The organism is Anaeromyxobacter soli, from assembly GCF_022808855.1.
Taxonomy (GTDB): domain Bacteria; phylum Myxococcota; class Myxococcia; order Myxococcales; family Anaeromyxobacteraceae; genus Anaeromyxobacter; species Anaeromyxobacter soli.
Genome location: NZ_JAKZLF010000042.1, coordinates 1 through 16665, shown reverse-complemented (window position 1 = coordinate 16665; position 16665 = coordinate 1). Strand labels below are relative to the sequence as shown.

The following is a 16665-nucleotide window of genomic DNA, read 5'->3' as shown; positions in this document are numbered from 1 at the left end:
CTCAGCGCCGCCGGGGCGGCGCAGCGGGGGCGGCGCGGAGCACCGCGAGCGCGCGCGCGAGGTCCTGCGGGAGGGGCGCCTCGATCGCGAGGCGCCGCCCGGTGCGCGGATGCTCGAACGCGAGGTGCTCGGCGTGGAGCGCCTGGCGCCCGATCGCCTCCGCGGCGAGGCGCACCGGGTGCTCCGGCGGGAGCCGCGCCTCGCGCCGCGTCCCTCCGTAGGCTGCGTCCGCGAGCAGCGGGTGCCCCGCCTCGGCGAGGTGCACGCGGATCTGATGCGTCCGGCCGGTGTGGAGCGTCACCTCGGCGAGCGTCGCGCCCGACGCGAACGCCTCGCGGACGCGCCACTCGGTGACCGCGCGCCGCGCGCCAGCCCCCCGGCCCGTGTAGCGGGTGCGATCGCGCGGGTGCCGTCCGTAGGGCGTGTCGAGCCGTCCCTCCGGGGCGAGCGCCCCGTGGCACAGCGCGAGGTAGCGCTTCTCGACGGTCCTCCCCTTGAACTGCGCCTGCAGCGCGGCGAGGGCGGCCGCGGTCTTCGCGACGACGAGGCAGCCCGAGGTGTCCTTGTCGAGCCGGTGGACGAGGCCGAGCCGCGCCTCGTCGAGCCCGCTCGCGGAGCCCGCCTCGCCGGCCGCGGGCCGAGGCTCGCGGGCGAGGCGGTGCAGCAGCGCGTTCACGACCGTGGAGTGCGGCGTGCCGCGGGCCGGGTGGACCACCATGCCGGCGGCCTTGTCGATCACGAGGAGATCCCGGTCCTCGTACAGCACGGCGAGCGGCAGGTCCTGGGCGACGAGGTGCGAGGGCTCCGGGGGCGGCACCTCCACCTCGAGGGTCTCGCCGCCGCGGAGCCGCGCCGCCGCCTTGGCGGCCCGCTCGCCCATCCGGACGCGGCCGTCCTCGACGAGGCGCTGCACGCGAGCGCGGGAGAGCTCCGGCAGCAGTCGCGCGAGGGCGACGTCGAGGCGCGTGCCGGCGAGCTCGGCGGGGACGAGGACGATCCGGCGATCGATGCGCGGGCTCCCGGGCTACCAGATCCGCGACTTCACGTGGCCCTTCGAGCGCAGGATCACGTCCACGATCGCGCGGTCGTAGAAGTTCGTGCGCGCGTACAGGTCGGGCGAGACGCGGGAGCGGTAGAGCTCACGCCCCTCCTCCAGCTCGTCCTCGAGCACGTCGAAGAAGCGATCCTGCTCGATCCCGCGGACGATCTTCTCCTCGTTGTAGAGCGACACGTCCGAGCAGATGGCCCGGGCCAGGCGCATCGCGGCCTCGGCGGAGTCGATGAGCGGCATGGGCGCAGATCGTACGTGACGCGCAGGTGTCGGTCAACGAACGGACCCGCGCGCGGGGACGCTACCGCCGCGGCGCCGGCCCGCTCGTCCCGGCCGCTGCGGCCATCCGCTCCAGGTACGACCGCGCGACCTTCTGCCCGTCGAGCCTGAGCTCACGCGCGATGCCGAGCAGGATGCCGCGCAGGTAGACGGCCGCGGGCAAGAGCGAGTAGCGGTCCGCCTCGATGTTCTCGATGTGGTGCCGCGTGACCTTGGTCCGCTCGGAGATGAGCTGGAGGGAGATCCCGCGCGCCTCCCGGATCTGGCGGAGCACCTCTCCCGTCCAGGCGGTGGCATCCGGGATCCCGGCCTCGCGCGCGGGCGGAGGCGGCGCGCCGGGAGCGGGCGTGAGGGCGGGCAGCGGGGCGCGCACGGGCGGAGGTGTGCGCGTGGGCGCCACCTCGCGGTCGAGCCGGATGGGCGCCGGACGCGGCGCCTCCGCGGTGGCCCAGGCGGCCGGCCGCGAAGGCTCGGCGGGGACGGCGGCGGGCGGTGCGGCGTCGGCCTCGTCCTCATCGTCATCCCGGTCGCGCGCGGCCGGCGCGAGCGTGAGCGCGGGGATGACGGGGGGGATCGCGGGCGGCCACGGGCTCGGGATCGGGTCCGTGGGCGCGCCGATGCGGACGTCGTAGCGGGCGCGCGCCGCGGGATCGAGGAGCGTCGCCCGCGCCTCGTCGAGGCGCGCCGAGAGGAGCTCCGCGTCCTCGGGCGCCATGAGCGAGTAGGTGACGATCGATCCCGGCGCGTACAGCTCGCGCGCGCGGGCGTACGCGGCCTCGATCTCGCCCGGCGTGGAGTCGGCCGGGACCTCCAGGATCTCGTAGAGCGTCTGCTGCGCGAGCGGCTTCACTTCGTGCCCCCGGGGCGCGCCACGTCGAGCGCGATGAGGCCCTCGGCGATCCCCGCGAACGCCCGTGCCGCCGGTACGTCCGGCCGCTCGACGAGGAGCGGCCGGCGCGCGCGGACGGCGCGCCACATCTCGTCGTCGTAGTGGATGAACCCGAGGTAGTCCATCTCGAGCCCGAAGTACTTGCGCCAGGCCGCGACCACGGCCTTGCCGACGTCGGCGTCCTGCGCGGTGCGCGCCTGGTTCACCACGAGCCGCGGGCGGAACGCCGCGAGCTGCCGCGCCAGGTTCCTCCCCGCCTCGGGATCGCGCTGCGCCAGCGTGGCGACGAGCTCCACCGGGCTCTTGAACGTGCCCGTGCCCATCACCGAGCGCAGGAGCCCGTCGTACCCGAACACCTGCGCGACGGTCCGCATCCGCCGCCAGAACGCCGCCTTCACGAAGCGGTACGCGTTCTCCACCGCGGTAGGCTCGGGGACGAGCACCAGCACGCCGTGGTCCGACACGAGGAAGAAGTCGAGCACGTTCGTGTGCGTCCCCGCGCCGAGGTCGAGGATCGCGTAGTCCACGTCGAGCTGCTGCACGTGCCGCAGGAGCCGCATCTTCTGGGCGTGGCGCGGGTTCGCCACGTCGAGATCGTCGAGCGCCCCGGACACGAGGCCGAGGTTCTCGATGCCGCTCGGCGTGATGACGTCCTCGATCCGCTCCACCTTGCGGTCGATGAAGTCGGAGAGCGTGCGCTTCGGCACGTCGAGGCCGAGCGTGGTGTGCAGGTTCGCGCCGCCGAGATCGGCGTCCACGAGCACGACCTTCTTGCCGCGCCGCGCGAGCGCGATGCCGAGGTTCGCGGAGATGAGGCTCTTGCCGATGCCGCCCTTCCCGCCGCCCACCGAGATGATACGGCGCGCGCGAACGGGGGCCGGCGCTGGGTGGCGGCGCGGCTCCGGGACGGTCTTCACCAGCTTGAGCGTCGGGGCGTCGCCCATCGCGGGCACATCCTAGCCGAAGCGCCCCGCTACTCCAAAAGCTCGGCGTTCCAGTAGGCTGCGTCGGCGAGCGAGAGGAACGGACGCCACTCACGGTAGAGCGCCCGCCGCGCGGCGGAGCGGAAGACCGGGGTCCAGCGCGGCCGTGTAGGTGCGTGGAGCAGGCGCATGCGGGCCTCCTCCGGCGTGCGGCCGCCCTTGCGCAGGTTGCACGCGACGCACGAGCAGACGACGTTCTCCCACGTCGTCGAGCCGCCCCGGGAGCGGGGGACGACGTGGTCGAGGTTCAGCTCCGCGCGGCGGTACCGCCGCCCGCAGTACTGGCACGTGTTGTCGTCCCGCGCGTAGATGTTGAAGCGCGAGAAGCGGACGCGGGTCTTCGGCAGGTGGTCGTAGGCGAGGAGCACGATCACCCGCGGCACGCGGATGCGCCGGCTCACCGTCCCGATGGAGTCGTGCTGCGCCGCCGCGAGCGCGCTCCAGCTCGGGAAGTCGAAGAGCTGGAACTCCTCGTCGATCGCCTTCGCCACGCCCTGGTAGAGGAGCGTGAAGGCGCGCCGCACCGAGGTCACGTGGACCGGCTGATAGACCCGGTTGAGGACGAGCACGCCGGTGTCGAGCATCCTGCTTAAAGTAGCGCCCGGCCTCCACCTCCGCACGTCCGCCGGCGCTCGCCTGTCCGCCAGCCTGACGGGGCTGCCGCCCCGGCTCGGCGTAGCCGGACCCGTCCGGCAAGGCGCTCCGGGTGCCCGTCAGCGCCCGGCGAGACGGAACAGGCCGCCGGCGGGGCCGCCGCCGCCGTAGAGCAGCCGGTAGGCCGCGTACGAGCGCAGCACGCGCTTCACGTAGCCGCGCGTCTCCTCGAACGGGATCTCCTCGACGAACTCGTCGAGCTCGAGATCCCCGCGCGCCTCCAGCCAGCGGCTCACCGCGGCGCCGCCCGCGTTGTACGCGGCCACCGCCAGCGCGACGCGGCCGTCGAAGCGGCGCAGCAGCTGGCCGAGGTAGCGGGCGCCGATGCGGATGTTCAGCGCGCCGTTCATGAGGTCGGCCCGGGACGGCCGCCGGATCTTGAGCTGGCGCGCGACCTCGCGCGCCGTGGGGAGCATGAGCTGCGTGAGCCCGATCGCGCCCACCGGGGAGACGGCGTGGGGGTCGAGCGCGCTCTCCTCCCGCATGAGCGCCTGGAGGAGATCGACCGGGACGCCGGCCGGCGGCGCCCAGCGCTGCACGTCGCCGCGGAACGCCGGCGGGTAGGCGATGTGCCAGACGCGGAGGTTCTCGGCGGCGGGCGCCCGGCGGAGCGCGACGCGCGCCCGGGTGCGGAGGAGCTGGTGGGCGTTGCGGTGGTCGCCGGCGCGGTCGAGGAGATCCGCCACGATGAGCGCCGCGTCCGGCGCGTCGGGATCCGTGAGGCGCTCGGGATCGACGGCCGTGAGCTCGGCGGCGGCGTCGCGCGTGAGCCCCATGCGCAGGAGGAGGACGCCGGCGCGGAAGTGCGGATCGGCGGCGAGCGGACCGGGCCGCCACCTGGGCGGGGCGAGCGCGGCGGCCGTCGAGGCGTGCGCCGCGGCCGGCAGCGCCCGGGCAGCGCCCTCCTCGCCCCCGGCGCCGCCCGCCAGCCGCGCCCGGGCGAGCAGGCCGTAGTAGTCGGCCGGGAAGCGGGTGGCGAGGTCCGTCCAGATCGCCTCCGCCGCCCGGGCGCCGCCGTCGCCGCGCCCGGCGAGGATCCGCGCCCGCCAGTACGCCGCCCGCGCGTGCTCGTAGGGATCGAGGTCGCGCTCGCCCTCCTCGATGGCGAGGAGCTGCGCGATGGCGCCGTCGAGGTCACCCGCGCGGCGCGCGAGCCAGGCCAGGCGGAACCGCGCCTCGTCCCAGTAGTCGCCGCCCGCGTGGTCCCGGACGATGCCCGCGAGCGCTTCGCGCGCCTCTGCGTCCCGCCCGGCGCGCAGGAGCAGATCCGCGGCGGAGAAGAGGGCGTCGTCCGCGAGCGCGTTGCGGGGGTAGTCGCGCGCGAGCCGCCGGTAGAGCGCGATCGCGCCGTCCTTGTCCCCCGTGTTCGAGGTCGCGCCGGCGAGCAGGAACAGCGCCTTGACGCGCACCGCGGGGTCGTCGCAGCCCTCGACGACCGGGCGGAGCGCCTCCATCGCGTCCGCGTAGCTGCGCGCCTTGCGGTGCGCGCGCCCGAGCGCGGCGCGGGCGCGGCAGGCGAGCTCCTCGCCCGGCGCTGCGGCGGCGAGATCCGGCACCGCCTTGCGCAGGAGGTCCACCGCCGCGTCGGCGAGGCCCGCCTCGAGGAGCGCCTCGGCGCGCCGCACCTGCTCCTCGACGCCCGGCTCGCCGCCCAGAGGCGCGGGCAGCGCGCGCAGCGCGGCGAGGCACTCGCCGGCCTCCGGCGCGATCGGGTGGTCCGCCCAGCACGCCGCGAACGCCCGCCGCGCGGCGGCGGGGTCCGCGCCCTCGCCCTCCGCGTGGACGCGGCCGGCGAGGAGCAGCGCGGTCGCCCCGGCGTCGGAGGCGCCGGGGTCCCTCGGCGCGGGGACGGAGACGAGCGGCGCGAGCGCCTCGAGCGCCTGGGCGCGATCGCCGAAGCGCCGGGCGAGCCGCGCGCGCGCGAGCCGCGCCTCTCCCGCGACGAGCGACGCGTCCGGCACCGCTGCGAGCGCGACGAGCGCCTCGCGCCCGCGCCCCGTGGCCTCGAGCGCGCGGCCGCGCAGCAGGGAGATCCGGTCGGCCGCGTCCGGGAGGCGCGCCTCGAGCCCTTCGAGCGGCGCGAGCGCCTCAGCCGCCCGACCCGCCTCGGCGAGCGCCATGGCGCGGAGGAGCCGCGCCTCCGGGGTCGCCACGTGCGCGAGCTTCGCGGCGGCCTCGGCGTGGCGGCCGGCGTCGAACGCGGCCTTCGCCTGGGCGGCCGGGCCGGCCTGGAACGCGGGGGTGAGATCGAGGACGGCGTCGGACGGGGTGACCGACGCGAGGAGGACGGCGGCGAGCGCTGCGGTGATCATCGGGGGCAGGTGCAGAGTGCGGATCACGGAGGGGTCGCGTCAAGGGCCCGCCCGGCTGCGCCGTCCGGCCGCGCCTCCCGCCGCTCGGGATCGTCGAGGCGGGCGGGCGATTCCGGGGCGGGCAACCGGCGCGGAAAACGTCTAGGATCGCCCCTGCGTGGACATCCGGACCCAGGCGGCGCTGCTCGCCGCGATCGTGACGCTCGCGCTCTCGGCGGCCGCGCTCCTGCGCGAGAACCGCTCGCGGGTGTTCACCCTGTTCGCGCTCTTCGCCGCGGATCTGTGCCTCTTCTCCCTCGCGAGCTTCTTCCTGCGCTGGTCCGAGGCGTTCGGGGTCCCCTGGTGGGAGCGGCTCGCGGTGGCGTCGGGCGGCCTCATCCCCGCCGCGGCGCTCGCCTTCTTCCTGGAGTTCCTGGGCGTCGCGCGCCGGCCGGCGCGCCGGGCCCGGAACGCCATGCTCGCGGGGTCCCTCTCCGGGATCGTGGTCGCCGTCACCCCGCTCGTGCAGCTCAAGGCCGCGAAGCTCCTCGTCGCGACCTACGTGGTCGGCGGGCTCGCGGTGGTGGTCTCCGTGCTTTGGGGCAAGATGCACGCCTCGCAGACGCGGGTCGAGCGCGCGCGCCTCCAGTACCTCTTCCTCGGCGCGGTCGTCGCGGTGCTCCTGTCGACGCTCGACATGCTCCCGCTGCTCGGCCTCCCCTATCCGCCCGAGGGGCTCGGCTCGATCACCCTCACCATCTTCATGTTCTTCCTGTCGCAGACGCTGCAGCGCCACCGGCTGCTCGATCTGCACGAGTTCCTCGGGAAGATCGTCGTGGTGACCGCGCTCGGGCTCGTGCTCGTCGCGATCTACGGCGGGCTCGTGTCGTGGGTGGGTGACCGGCCCGAGCTCTTCTACTTCAACACCATCGTCGCGTCGTTCGTGATCCTGTCCCTGTTCGAGCCGATGCGGGAGCGGGTCGAGGAGTGGGTGGTCGCGACGCTGTTCCGCGAGCGCTACGAGCTCGTGCGGCGCCTCGAGGCCCTCCGCCAGCGGACGGGCAAGGTCATCGAGCCCGCCGGCCTCGCCGAGGTGGTGCTCGACGGCCTCGTGGAGACGCGCCGGGCGACGCACACCTCCCTCTGGCTCGTGGCGGACGATCGCCCCGGCTACCGGCTCCTCGACTTCCGCGGCCCGCCCCCGGTCCCGTTCCTCGAGCCCGCGACCGCGCGCGCCCTCCTCGCCGCGGCCTCCTCGACCCAGAAGGCCATCCTGCTCGAGAACATCGACCGCCGGGTGGCGGAGCTCCGGGCGATGCTCCCGCCCGGGCCTGCGGAGCACGAGAGCCGCAGCGGTCGGGGAGCGCCCGCGGCCGTCGCCGAGGAGCTGAAGCGGCTCAGCGACGCGCGCGCCGTGATGTGCTCCATGCGCGCGGGGATCTGCATGCCGCTCCTCGCGGGCGACCGCGTGGTCGGGTTCCTCGCCTGCTGGGACGAGCGCGTCCCCGAGGCCTTCGCGTCCGACGAGATCGCCGCCCTCATCGAGATCGCCGATCGGTGCGCCCTCGTCATCGAGAACTCCAAGCTGTACCAGCAGATGAAGGAGCGCGACCGCCTCGCCGCGCTCGGCGAGATGTCGGCCGGCCTCGCCCACGAGATCCGCAACCCGCTCGCCGCCATCAAGGGCGCGGTCCAGTTCCTCGATCCCGCGAAGCTCCCCGGCGAGGACCGCGAGTTCCTCGAGATCGTGATCGAGGAGGTGAACCGCCTGAACGGCGTGGTCACCCAGTTCCTCGACTACTCGCGCCCGCTCAAGCCCGCCCTCGCGCCGACCGACGTGAACGACGTCCTCGCGCGGACGTTCAAGCTGCTCCAGGCGGAGGTCCCGCCCACGATCTCGGTGGAGCTCGCGCTCGCGGAGTGGCTCCCCCCCGTGAACGCCGACGCCGAGCAGCTCAAGCAGGTGTTCCTGAACCTCGCGCTGAACGCGTTCCAGGCGATGCCCGCCGGCGGCAAGCTCGTCGTCTCGACGCGCCTCGCGCGCGACGAGCTCGCCTTCTGGCGGGAGGGGATGCGCAAGGCCGACCTCGTCGAGGTGCGGTTCCGCGACAGCGGCCCGGGCATCCCCGACGAGGCCCGCGAGCGCATCTTCGTGCCCTTCTACACGACGAAGGAGAAGGGCACCGGGCTCGGGCTCGCCATCTGCCAGCGCCTCGTGAAGGCGCACCAGGGCACGATCCAGGTCCGCTCGTCGCCCGGCGAGGGCGCGGAGTTCCTCATCTCGCTGCCGGGGCTCCGGGAAGAGCGGCCGCCCGAGTCGCCGAAGCCGCCCGTCGACGAGGAGGAGAAGCGCCGCGCCCGCGAGCGGCGGCGCGCCAAGGCCGCGGCGCGGCTCCGCCGCCGGCGGAAGCGTCGCAAGAAGCAGCAGGCGTGAGCCCGGCCCGGGGCGCCCCGGCCTCGGGCGCCGGCGGCACGGGATCCCTCGACCCTCCGCCGCGCAATGCCGGGCGAGAGCCCTGCACCGGGCCCGAGGCGCGCCGCGCGTGCGGAGACCGGTCGACTGTGGTAACGCACCCCCGTGGCTCACGTCCTCATCGTCGACGACGAGGTGAACATCCGCCGGGTCCTCGCGGCCATGCTGAAGCGCGAGGGCTACGAGGTCACGACCGCCGCGGACGGCGAGCAGGCTCTCGGCGTCCTGCACAAGACGCCCGTCCACGTGGTCGTCACCGACCTCGTGATGCCGAAGCTCGGGGGGATGGATCTCCTGCGTCGCGTCGGGGCCGACTTCCCCGACGTGCCGGTGATCATGATCACCGCGCACGGCTCCGTGGACAGCGCGGTGTGCGCGCTCAAGGCGGGCGCCTTCGACTACATCACGAAGCCGTTCGAGCAGGACGAGCTGAAGAAGGTCATCGCCAAGGCCGCGCGCGCGCACGACCTCGAGCGCCAGAACGTCCACTCGAGCTTCGGTGAGGGCGACCGCCCGCCGCTCGTCGGCCAGTCCGCGGCGATGCGCGCCATCTACGACATGGTCGCGCGGGTGGCGGACTCGCCCTCGACCGTGCTCGTCACGGGCGAGAGCGGCACCGGCAAGGAGCTCATCGCGAAGGCGCTCCACCGCGGCTCCTCCCGCCGGGACAAGCCGCTCATCAAGGTGAACTGCGCCGCGATCCCGAAGGACCTCGTCGAGAGCGAGCTGTTCGGCTACGAGCGCGGGGCGTTCACCGGCGCGGTCGCGTCGAAGCCCGGCCGCTTCGAGCTCGCCGACGGCGGCACCCTGTTCCTCGACGAGATCGGCGAGATCCCGGTCGAGATGCAGGTGAAGCTCCTGCGCGCCATCCAGGAGCAGGAGTTCGAGCGGGTCGGTGGCATCAAGACCCTCCGCGTGGACGTCCGGCTCATCGCCGCGACGAACCGCGACCTCCGGCAGATGATCGCCGACGGCCGGTTCCGCGAGGACCTCTACTACCGGCTCGCGGTCGTCCCCATCGCCCTGCCCCCCTTGCGCGAGCGCAAGGAGGACATCCCGCTGCTCGTGCGGCACTTCATCGAGAAGTACGACCAGCGGCTCGGCAAGAAGGTCGAGGGCATCGAGGAGGAGGCGCTGCAGCTCCTCCTCGGCTACGGCTGGCCCGGGAACATCCGCGAGCTCGAGAACCTCATGGAGCGCTCGGTCCTGTTCGCCGACGGGCCGCTCATCGAGGCGAGCGCCCTCCCCGACTCCCTCCGCGACCGCGGCGCCCAGCCGCCGGTGCCCATCGCGGCGATGGGCCCGCTCGGCGCCATCGCCGCGCCGAGCGGCGCGTCGATGAAGGAGATCGTGCGCCACGCGCAGGCGGAGCTCGAGCGCGAGCTCATCACGCGCGCGCTCGAGGAGACGGGCGGCAACGTCACGCGCGCCGCGAAGCGCCTGCAGATCAGCCGCAAGTCGCTGCAGGTGAAGATGAAGGAGCTGGGGCTGCGCGAGCCGCCGGAGACCGACGAGTAGCGGCCCGTTCCTGCATCGTGCGCCGAAGCACACACCAGGCGGGGGCTCGTCAACTTGACCGCTCCGGGGGCCACTGCTAGCGTCGGCGCGGTTTTGCTGCGCTTTCCGCGGCGTTCGCTCCAGTCCACGGAGGAGACATGCGGCGGCTTCGCCTGCGCGCCCTCACGATCTGCACCCTCGTCGCGCTCGCCGCCCCCGCCGGGGCCGCCGAGATCACCCGCGTCGCCACGAGCGAGACCGGCAACCTGTTCGACTTCCACGTGTCGCTGCGCTGGGATCGCACCCAGCTGCGCGGGAAGCTCACCCGCGAGCAGGGAGACCCGGCGGCGAACCCGCCGTTCGGCGCGAACGTCGACGTCGACGAGCTGCGCTACACGCGCATCACGAACGCGCTCGTGCCGCGCTTCGCGGTCGGCCTCCACCGCGATCTCGAGGTCCACGTCGAGCTGCCCTACGTGCTCGCGGACGACCACTCCTGGCGCTTCGCCCTGGTGAACGGGCTGCCCGTGGAGGCGGTCTCCACCATCACGAACAACACCATCGACGCGATGAACCAGCCGTGCGATCCGGGCGGCGCGACGTGCCCGCTCTTCCCGGTCGGGTCGAACACGACCGTCTATCACGGCGGCCGCGCCGGCGACGTGAAGGCCGGCGTCGCGTGGGGCATCTTCAGCGACGCCCGCGACGACACGAAGCCGTTCTGGCTCGTGGGCGCCGACCTCACCTTCCCCACCGCCAGCGCCTACGATCCGGCCGCCGGCCGCAGCGCGAGCTGGGCGTCGCCGCACGTCTCGTCGGGCAACCCCGGCGCGTTCGGCGAGAAGGTCTGGAAGTACGACCTCTACACGGTGCTCTCCCGCCGCCTCGGCCCCATCGACCCGTACTTCAAGGCGCACGTGACCGGGATGCAGCGCTCGAGCGGCACGTACTCCAACTGCGAGCACGCCGCGGAGCTCGCGCGCCGCGCGCCCGCCGAGGCGACGCTCGCGGGCGCCGCCAACTGCTCGAGCTGGGGAGACGACGCGCGCGCCCGCCTCCCGTGGATCGGGGGCCTCACCTTCGGCGCCGAGCTCGTGCCGTACGAGAACCCCTCGGAGGACCAGAAGGTGTCCGTCGACGTCCGGGCGTTCGCGGACTACACCTCGTCGCAGCGCTTCTACAACCCGCTCACCGACATGAGCGGCAAGCTCCACGCGACGGAGCCCTACCTCACGATGGGCGGCCTGTTCGGCCTGTACCTCCGCGCGTCGCGCTTCGTGTCGCTCCACGCGAGCGCCTCGCTCGCGACCCAGACCGCGCACTTCCTCTCCGGCGAGTCGCTCGGCCGCGGCGGCGTCGCCGACGCGGGCAAGGACATCACGGGCGTCACCGCGAACCCGGACCTGAACCCGAACTACGACTGGCGCTACGACGCGCCGGGCCGGCGGTTCCGCTTCAGCGAGACGAGCGTGTTCGGCCTGTCCGTCGCGGGCGTGCTGCAGTTCTGAGGGGACGGGCGGCCGCGCCGCCCGCCACGCTCGCTCTCCCCAGCGCCCCCGCGAGGCGCCGGACCGCCTCGCGGAGCTCGCGCTCGTCGAGCCGGCCGAAGCCGAGCCGCAGGTTCGGGGGGGAGCCGCCGTCGAAGGCGAAGAGCCGGCCCGCCTGCACCGCCACCCCCGCCGCGAGGGCGCGGTCGGCCCACGCCTCGGCGTCGAGGCCGGGCGCGACGCGGCACCAGTAGGCCATCCCGCCGGGTGGCTGCTCGAAGGTGAGCGCGCCCGCGAGCTCGGCGCGCAGCGCGTCCGCGAGCGCCTCGCGCCGCGCGGCGTAGATCCTCCGCGTGCGCCACACGTGGCGCTGCGCCTCCCCCTCCTCGAGCAGCTCGGCCACGGCCGCCTCCACCGCGAGATCGCCCTGGCGGTCGAGGTAGTGCCGGTGCGCGGTGAGGCGGGCGATGGCGTCCTCCGGCCCCGCCAGGAAGCCGATGCGGAGGGCCGGCGCGAGCACCTTGGAGAGCGAGCCGACGTACACGACCACGCCCGCCGCGTCGGCGCTCGCGAGCGGCTGCACCGGGCGGCCCTCGTAGTGGAACTCGTTGTCGTAGTCGTCCTCGAGCACGACCAGCCGCGCCCTGCGCGCGAGGTCGAGCAGCGAGAGCCGCCGCGCCGGCGAGAGGGTGACGAGCGTCGGGTACTGGTGGTGCGGGGTGAGGTACACCGCGCGGATCCGCTCCGGCCCCGCTCGCGCCGCGAGCGCCTCCACGTCGAGGCCCCGGGCGTCGAGCTTCAGGGGCACGAGCCTCAGGCCGGCGAGCCGCAGCGCCTCCCAGGCCGGGCGGTAGCCGAGGTCCTCCACCGCGACGGCGTCGCCGGGGCGGAGCAGCCCGCGGGCGGCCACGGCGAGCGCCATCTGTGCGCCCCGGGTGACGAGCACGCCCTCGGGTCGTACCGCCAGCCCTCGCGCCTCGCCCAGCATCCGCGCGAGCGCCGCGCGTAGCCGGGGGTGCCCCCGCGCGTCGCCGTAGCCGAGGTGCTCGCGCCTGCTCAGCGCGCGGCGGTAGGCGCGGGCCAGGGCCGCCACCGGCACGAGGCGCGGGTCGGGCACGCCGCCGAGGAGCTGCAGCGCCCCGGGCGGCGGCGGCGCGACGGCGGGCACCGGCGCGGCCGGCAGGTCGAACCCGGCTCGCTCGGCGCGCCCCGCGGGCGGGGGCGCGAAGCGCCGCGGCGGACGGGCGGGCAGCTCGCGCGACACGAACGTGCCTCGCGCCCGGGCGGCCTCGATCCAGCCCTCGGCGGCGAGCTCGCCGTACGCGGCGAGGACCGTGTTGCGGTGCACCGCCAGCGCGCGGGCGAGCTCGCGGCTCGAGGGGAGCGCCGCCCCGGGCTCGAGCGCGCCCGAGCGCATGCGCGCGGCGAGGCCGCGGGCGATCTGCACCGCGAGCGGCGCGGGGTCGTCGCGATCGAGGGCGAGGGCGAGGGTCCAGGTGCGCACTGGTCCATCGAGTTTATCAGGACTGGACCTTTTCGCAGGACCAGCGCCGGGCCACGCTCCCGGCATGAGACGAGAGATCTTCCGCGCCGACCCGGCCCGCGCGCTGGCGCTCCTCGCCCGCGCGCCGGTCGTGCACCTCGCCACCACCACCCCCGCGGGCGCGCCCGTGCTGCGCGCGCTCGACGCAGCGGTGCTCGAGGACGGCGTCTTCTTCCACGGCGCCCACGCCGGCGAGAAGGCGACCTGCCTCGGCCGACCGGCGGTGGTGTCCGCCGAGGAGGTGGTGGCGCACGTCCCGAGCTGGATGGTGGACCCGGTGCGCGCCTGCCCCGCCACCACCCTCTTCCGGAGCGTGCAGGTGCACGGGACGCTCACGGCGGTGGAGGATCCCGCCACGAAGGCCCGGGCCCTCGAGGCCCTCATGCGCCGCTGGCAGCCCGAGGGGCGGTACCGGCCCATCGACGCCGGCGATCCGCTCTACCGCGGCGAGCTCGAGGGCGTGCGGGTCTTCTTCGTGCCCTTCGAGCGGATCGACGGAAAGTGGAAGCTCCTGCAGAACCGGACGCCCGAGGAGATCGAGCGCATCCTCCTCGGCCTGTGGGAGCGTGGCGCGCCCGGCGACCCCCTGGCGATCGAGGCGATCCGCGAGGCGAACCCCGCCGCGCCCACGCCTCCCTTCCTCGCCGCGGAGGGGGTCCGGCTGCACGCCGCCCTCGGACCCGAGGACCTCCCGGCCGTGGAGACGCTCCTCGGCGGCGAGTACTGGTGGGAGGGGGTCGCGCGGGAGCTCATCGGGCCCGCGCACCTCGGGGCGACGGCCTGGGTGGGCGCGCGGTCGCCGGACGGCGCGCTCGTCGCCTCCGCGCGCGCGGTGTCGGACGGGCGGCGCGCCTGGATCTACGACGTGGTGGTCGCGCGGTCCTGGCGCGGACAGGGCCTCGGCAAGCGGGTGATGACGCTGCTCCTCGACCACCCCGCCGTGCGGCGGACGCGCTTCGTCTGCCTCGCCACGCGCGACGCGCAGGGGCTCTACGCGCGGTACGGCTTCGTGGACGTGGCGGCCACGCCCCCGCGCTTCCCCGGCTCCTCGGACATGGTGCTCGACCGCGCCGCCGGCCTGGAAGGAGCGCGCCGCGAGGCGCCCTCGAGCGACGATCGCGGCCTCTAGATTGGCAGCGCGCCATCCCGGCGCCGCTCGAAGCCCCTTCCTACTCCGGCTTCGCGCCGTGCTTCAGCCGCTCGAGGGCCGCGTAGACGTCGGCGCGCTTCAGCCCGCGGGCGCGGGCGACCTCGCGCGCGATCGCCGACGGAGGCTCGCCCGCCGCGAGCCTGCGCGCGAGCTCGTCCGCGAGCGGCACCTCCGGCGCCGGGCGCGCGGGTGGCGCGGCCCCCTCGCTCGAGACGACGAGCGTCACCTCGCCGCGGACCTCGTCGGCGAGCCGGGCGGCGAGCTCGCGGAGGCGCCCGCGCAGGAGCTCCTCGTGGAGCTTCGTCAGCTCGCGCGCGACGAGCGCCTCCCGGTCGCCGAGCGCCTCGGCCAGATCGCCGAGCGTCTCGCGCGTCCGGTTCCCCGCCTCGTAGAGCACGAGCGTCGCCGGCGTGGCGGCGAGGAGCGCGAGGGCCTCGGCGCGTCCCGCGCCCTTGCGCGGCAGGAACCCGGTGAAGAGGAACCGGTCGGCGGGGAAGCCCGACGCGGCGAGCGCGGCGAGCGCGGCGCTCGGGCCGGGGATCGGCACGACCGTCGCGCCCGCCGCCCAGGCGGCGGCGACGAGCGCCGCGCCCGGATCCGAGACGCCGGGCGTGCCGGCGTCCGTGCAGAGCGCGACGGACTCGCCCGCGACGAGCCGCTCGACGATCGCCGCGACGCGGCCGCGCTCGTCGAAGGCCGGGAGCGACAGGAGCGCGGGCGCGGGCGCGCCGAGGTGCGCGTAGAGCTTCAGGGTCCTGCGCGTGTCCTCGGCCGCGACCGCCCGGACGCTGCGGAGCACCTCGGCGGCGCGCGGCGAGAGGTCGCCGAGGTTCCCGATCGGCGTCGCGACCACGTACAGCGTGCCGCGCCGGCCCTCATTCCGCTCGTTCGCCTCGGTCACCACAGTCCCGGCTTCCCCTCGCCGTCGAACGCCCCACGGTAGAGCTCCACCCGCGGCCCCGCCTCCTCGAACGTGACCGCGACCACGTCGAAGCGCAGCTCCTGCTCGAGGCCGCCGTTCCGGAGCGCCCAGTCGGTCGCGGCGGCCACCACGCGGCGCGCCTTGCCCCGACCGACCGTCTCCTCCGGTCCGCCCTGCGCGTCCGAGGAGCGGCTCCGCACCTCGACGAAGCACACGATCCCGCCCTCGCGGCAGACGAGGTCCACCTCACCGCGCGGAGTGCCGTGGTTGCGATCGAGGATCTCGAAGCCCTCCCGGACGAGGAACTCGGCGGCGATCGCCTCCGCCTCCCGCCCGCGGGCGCGCCGGTCGCCCTGCTGCGCCTCGCCGCCCGTCATGCCCTCACGCGGCGTGATCGGCCGCCTCCCGGAAGGCCGGATCGGCCGTGGCGTGGAGGAGCTGTCCCGGGCGGGCGAGCTGCTTCAGGAGCCGCGCCGCGAAGCGCCGCGCGCCGTCCGAGAGCCCCGCGAACGCGTCCTCGACGATGGCGACGCCCTTGCCGCCGGCGAGCGCCTGCTCGAGGAGCGCCAGCTTGATCGCGAGGAACACGAGATCGCGATCCGCGGGCGGCAGCGTCGCGGCAGCCACGACCCGGCCGCTCACCTGGACGGAGAGGTTCCCGCGCTCGTCGGCGCCGAGCGCCTGGAGCCGCTGGAAGGAGAGACCGGAGAGCGTCTGGGAGGCCTTGGCGGCGAGGCCGCGGACGACCGCGGCCGGGCTCGCGCCGCCTTCCGCGGCGGCGCGCTCGACGAGGAGGCGCAGCGCATCGCCGCCGGGAGCGGGCGTCGCACGCGGCGGCGGCGCGGGCGCCTCCTGCCGGATCGCGACCGCCGCCTCCGCCTGGAGCCGCCGGAGCTCGCCCTCGATCGACGCAGGATCGCGCACGAAGCCGCCGGCCTGCTCGGAGAAGGTCGCCTCCGCCGCCCGCAGCTCTCCCTCCACCTGCGCCCGCTCCGCGGCCAGGCGCTGCGCCTCGGGCGCGGCCTGCCACTCCGCGACCCGGCGGCGCCACTCCGCGACGACCGCGTCCGCGTCCTCGACCCGCGAGAGCAGCTCGCGGAGCTCCGGCACGCCCTGCACGCCGGCCGTCTTGAGCGCCGCGCGAACCTCCTGCGCGTCGCGCTCGAACGCCCCCTGGAGCTTCCGCTCCCAGTCGTCGACGACGCGCCTGCGGCGAGAGACGCGCTCCCACGCCTCGAGGCGGCCGACCCACTCCCACGCCACCCACGCCGCGGTGCCGAAGGCTGGCACCGCGAGGAGCGCCGCGTGGCGGAGCTCCGACCCGGCCGCCGCCGCGGCGGCGCCGCCGATCGCGAGCGCGGCGCCGGCGCCTGCCCCGGCCCAGAACGGGATCCCGCGCCAGGGCGCCACCGGCGCCCCCCGCGCGTCCACCTCGTCGAGCGAGGC

13 protein-coding genes and 1 pseudogene are annotated in these 16665 nt (G+C 75.4%); 4 read left to right on the top strand and 10 right to left on the bottom strand.

What is annotated here, in order from left to right; translation table 11 throughout:
• Position 1: 1 nt before the first annotated feature.
• The 6 genes from MLV88_RS21095 to MLV88_RS21070 all read right to left on the bottom strand — a co-directional run bounded on the left by MLV88_RS21095 (position 2) and on the right by MLV88_RS21070 (position 6195).
• On the bottom strand, positions 2 to 997 hold the full coding sequence (locus MLV88_RS21095) for an RluA family pseudouridine synthase (protein WP_308197055.1): 996 nt from the start codon (positions 995 to 997) through the stop codon (positions 2 to 4).
• 27 nt (positions 998 to 1024) lie between these two features.
• Positions 1025 to 1291, bottom strand: coding sequence for a hypothetical protein (locus MLV88_RS21090; protein WP_242338203.1), 267 nt, complete (start codon positions 1289 to 1291; stop codon positions 1025 to 1027).
• Positions 1292 to 1352: 61 nt separating this feature from the next.
• Positions 1353 to 2180: a helix-turn-helix domain-containing protein gene (locus MLV88_RS21085; protein WP_242338205.1), complete on the bottom strand. Its 828-nt coding sequence runs from the start codon at positions 2178 to 2180 to the stop codon at positions 1353 to 1355.
• Positions 2177 to 3163, bottom strand: a complete 987-nt coding sequence (locus MLV88_RS21080) for a P-loop NTPase (RefSeq protein ID WP_242338207.1) — start codon at positions 3161 to 3163, stop codon at positions 2177 to 2179. The genes MLV88_RS21085 and MLV88_RS21080 overlap by 4 nt, the downstream gene beginning before the upstream one ends.
• Positions 3164 to 3192: 29 nt before the next feature.
• On the bottom strand, positions 3193 to 3786 hold the full coding sequence (locus MLV88_RS21075) for an HNH endonuclease (RefSeq protein ID WP_242338209.1): 594 nt from the start codon (positions 3784 to 3786) through the stop codon (positions 3193 to 3195).
• 129 nt (positions 3787 to 3915) lie between these two features.
• Entirely contained in the window at positions 3916 to 6195 is a 2280-nt protein-coding gene (locus MLV88_RS21070) for a transglycosylase SLT domain-containing protein (RefSeq protein WP_243338624.1), read from the bottom strand.
• 130 nt (positions 6196 to 6325) lie between these two features.
• Between MLV88_RS21070 and MLV88_RS21065 the strand changes: the two genes are divergently transcribed.
• The 3 genes from MLV88_RS21065 (at position 6326) to MLV88_RS21055 (ending at position 11625) form a co-directional block, all read left to right on the top strand.
• On the top strand, positions 6326 to 8581 hold the full coding sequence (locus tag MLV88_RS21065) for an ATP-binding protein (RefSeq protein ID WP_242356886.1): 2256 nt from the start codon (positions 6326 to 6328) through the stop codon (positions 8579 to 8581).
• 144 nt (positions 8582 to 8725) lie between these two features.
• On the top strand, positions 8726 to 10138 hold the full coding sequence (locus MLV88_RS21060) for a sigma-54-dependent transcriptional regulator (protein ID WP_242341372.1): 1413 nt from the start codon (positions 8726 to 8728) through the stop codon (positions 10136 to 10138).
• Between the two features lie 137 nt (positions 10139 to 10275).
• Entirely contained in the window at positions 10276 to 11625 is a 1350-nt protein-coding gene (locus MLV88_RS21055; protein ID WP_242356884.1) for a hypothetical protein, read from the top strand.
• Here the strand turns inward: MLV88_RS21055 and pdxR are convergent.
• Positions 11573 to 13108 (bottom strand): MocR-like pyridoxine biosynthesis transcription factor PdxR, encoded by a 1536-nt coding sequence (gene pdxR, locus MLV88_RS21050; RefSeq protein WP_243338623.1) that lies wholly within the window; start codon positions 13106 to 13108, stop codon positions 11573 to 11575. The two genes, MLV88_RS21055 and pdxR, sit on opposite strands and share 53 nt — an antisense overlap.
• 64 nt (positions 13109 to 13172) lie before the next feature.
• On the opposite strand from pdxR, the gene MLV88_RS21045 reads away from it, so the two are divergent.
• Entirely contained in the window at positions 13173 to 14276 is a 1104-nt protein-coding gene (locus tag MLV88_RS21045; protein WP_242356100.1) for a GNAT family N-acetyltransferase, read from the top strand.
• Between the two features lie 40 nt (positions 14277 to 14316).
• Here MLV88_RS21045 and rsmI read toward each other — a convergent pair whose 3' ends face one another.
• From rsmI to MLV88_RS21030, 3 genes and pseudogenes are all read right to left on the bottom strand, one after another.
• Positions 14317 to 15198: a 16S rRNA (cytidine(1402)-2'-O)-methyltransferase gene (rsmI, locus tag MLV88_RS21040; protein WP_242356098.1), complete on the bottom strand. Its 882-nt coding sequence runs from the start codon at positions 15196 to 15198 to the stop codon at positions 14317 to 14319.
• Positions 15195 to 15596 carry a YraN family protein gene (locus tag MLV88_RS21035; RefSeq protein ID WP_242340088.1) on the bottom strand — a complete coding sequence of 134 codons (402 nt, stop codon included), beginning with the start codon at positions 15594 to 15596 and terminating at the stop codon, positions 15195 to 15197. Before MLV88_RS21035 ends, rsmI begins: the two co-directional genes overlap by 4 nt.
• Before the next feature lie 4 nt (positions 15597 to 15600).
• Positions 15601 to 16665 (bottom strand): annotated as a pseudogene (locus MLV88_RS21030) (hypothetical protein); the annotation flags it as partial.

Coding starts and splice junctions, on each gene's coding strand:
- MLV88_RS21035 (WP_242340088.1), bottom strand. CDS start 15,596: ATGACGGGCGGCGAGGCGCAGCAGGGCGACCGGCGCGCCCGCGGGCGG.
- MLV88_RS21075 (WP_242338209.1), bottom strand. CDS start 3,786: ATGCTCGACACCGGCGTGCTCGTCCTCAACCGGGTCTATCAGCCGGTC.
- MLV88_RS21045 (WP_242356100.1), top strand. CDS start 13,173: ATGAGACGAGAGATCTTCCGCGCCGACCCGGCCCGCGCGCTGGCGCTC.
- MLV88_RS21055 (WP_242356884.1), top strand. CDS start 10,276: ATGCGGCGGCTTCGCCTGCGCGCCCTCACGATCTGCACCCTCGTCGCG.
- MLV88_RS21080 (WP_242338207.1), bottom strand. CDS start 3,163: ATGGGCGACGCCCCGACGCTCAAGCTGGTGAAGACCGTCCCGGAGCCG.
- MLV88_RS21090 (WP_242338203.1), bottom strand. CDS start 1,291: ATGCCGCTCATCGACTCCGCCGAGGCCGCGATGCGCCTGGCCCGGGCC.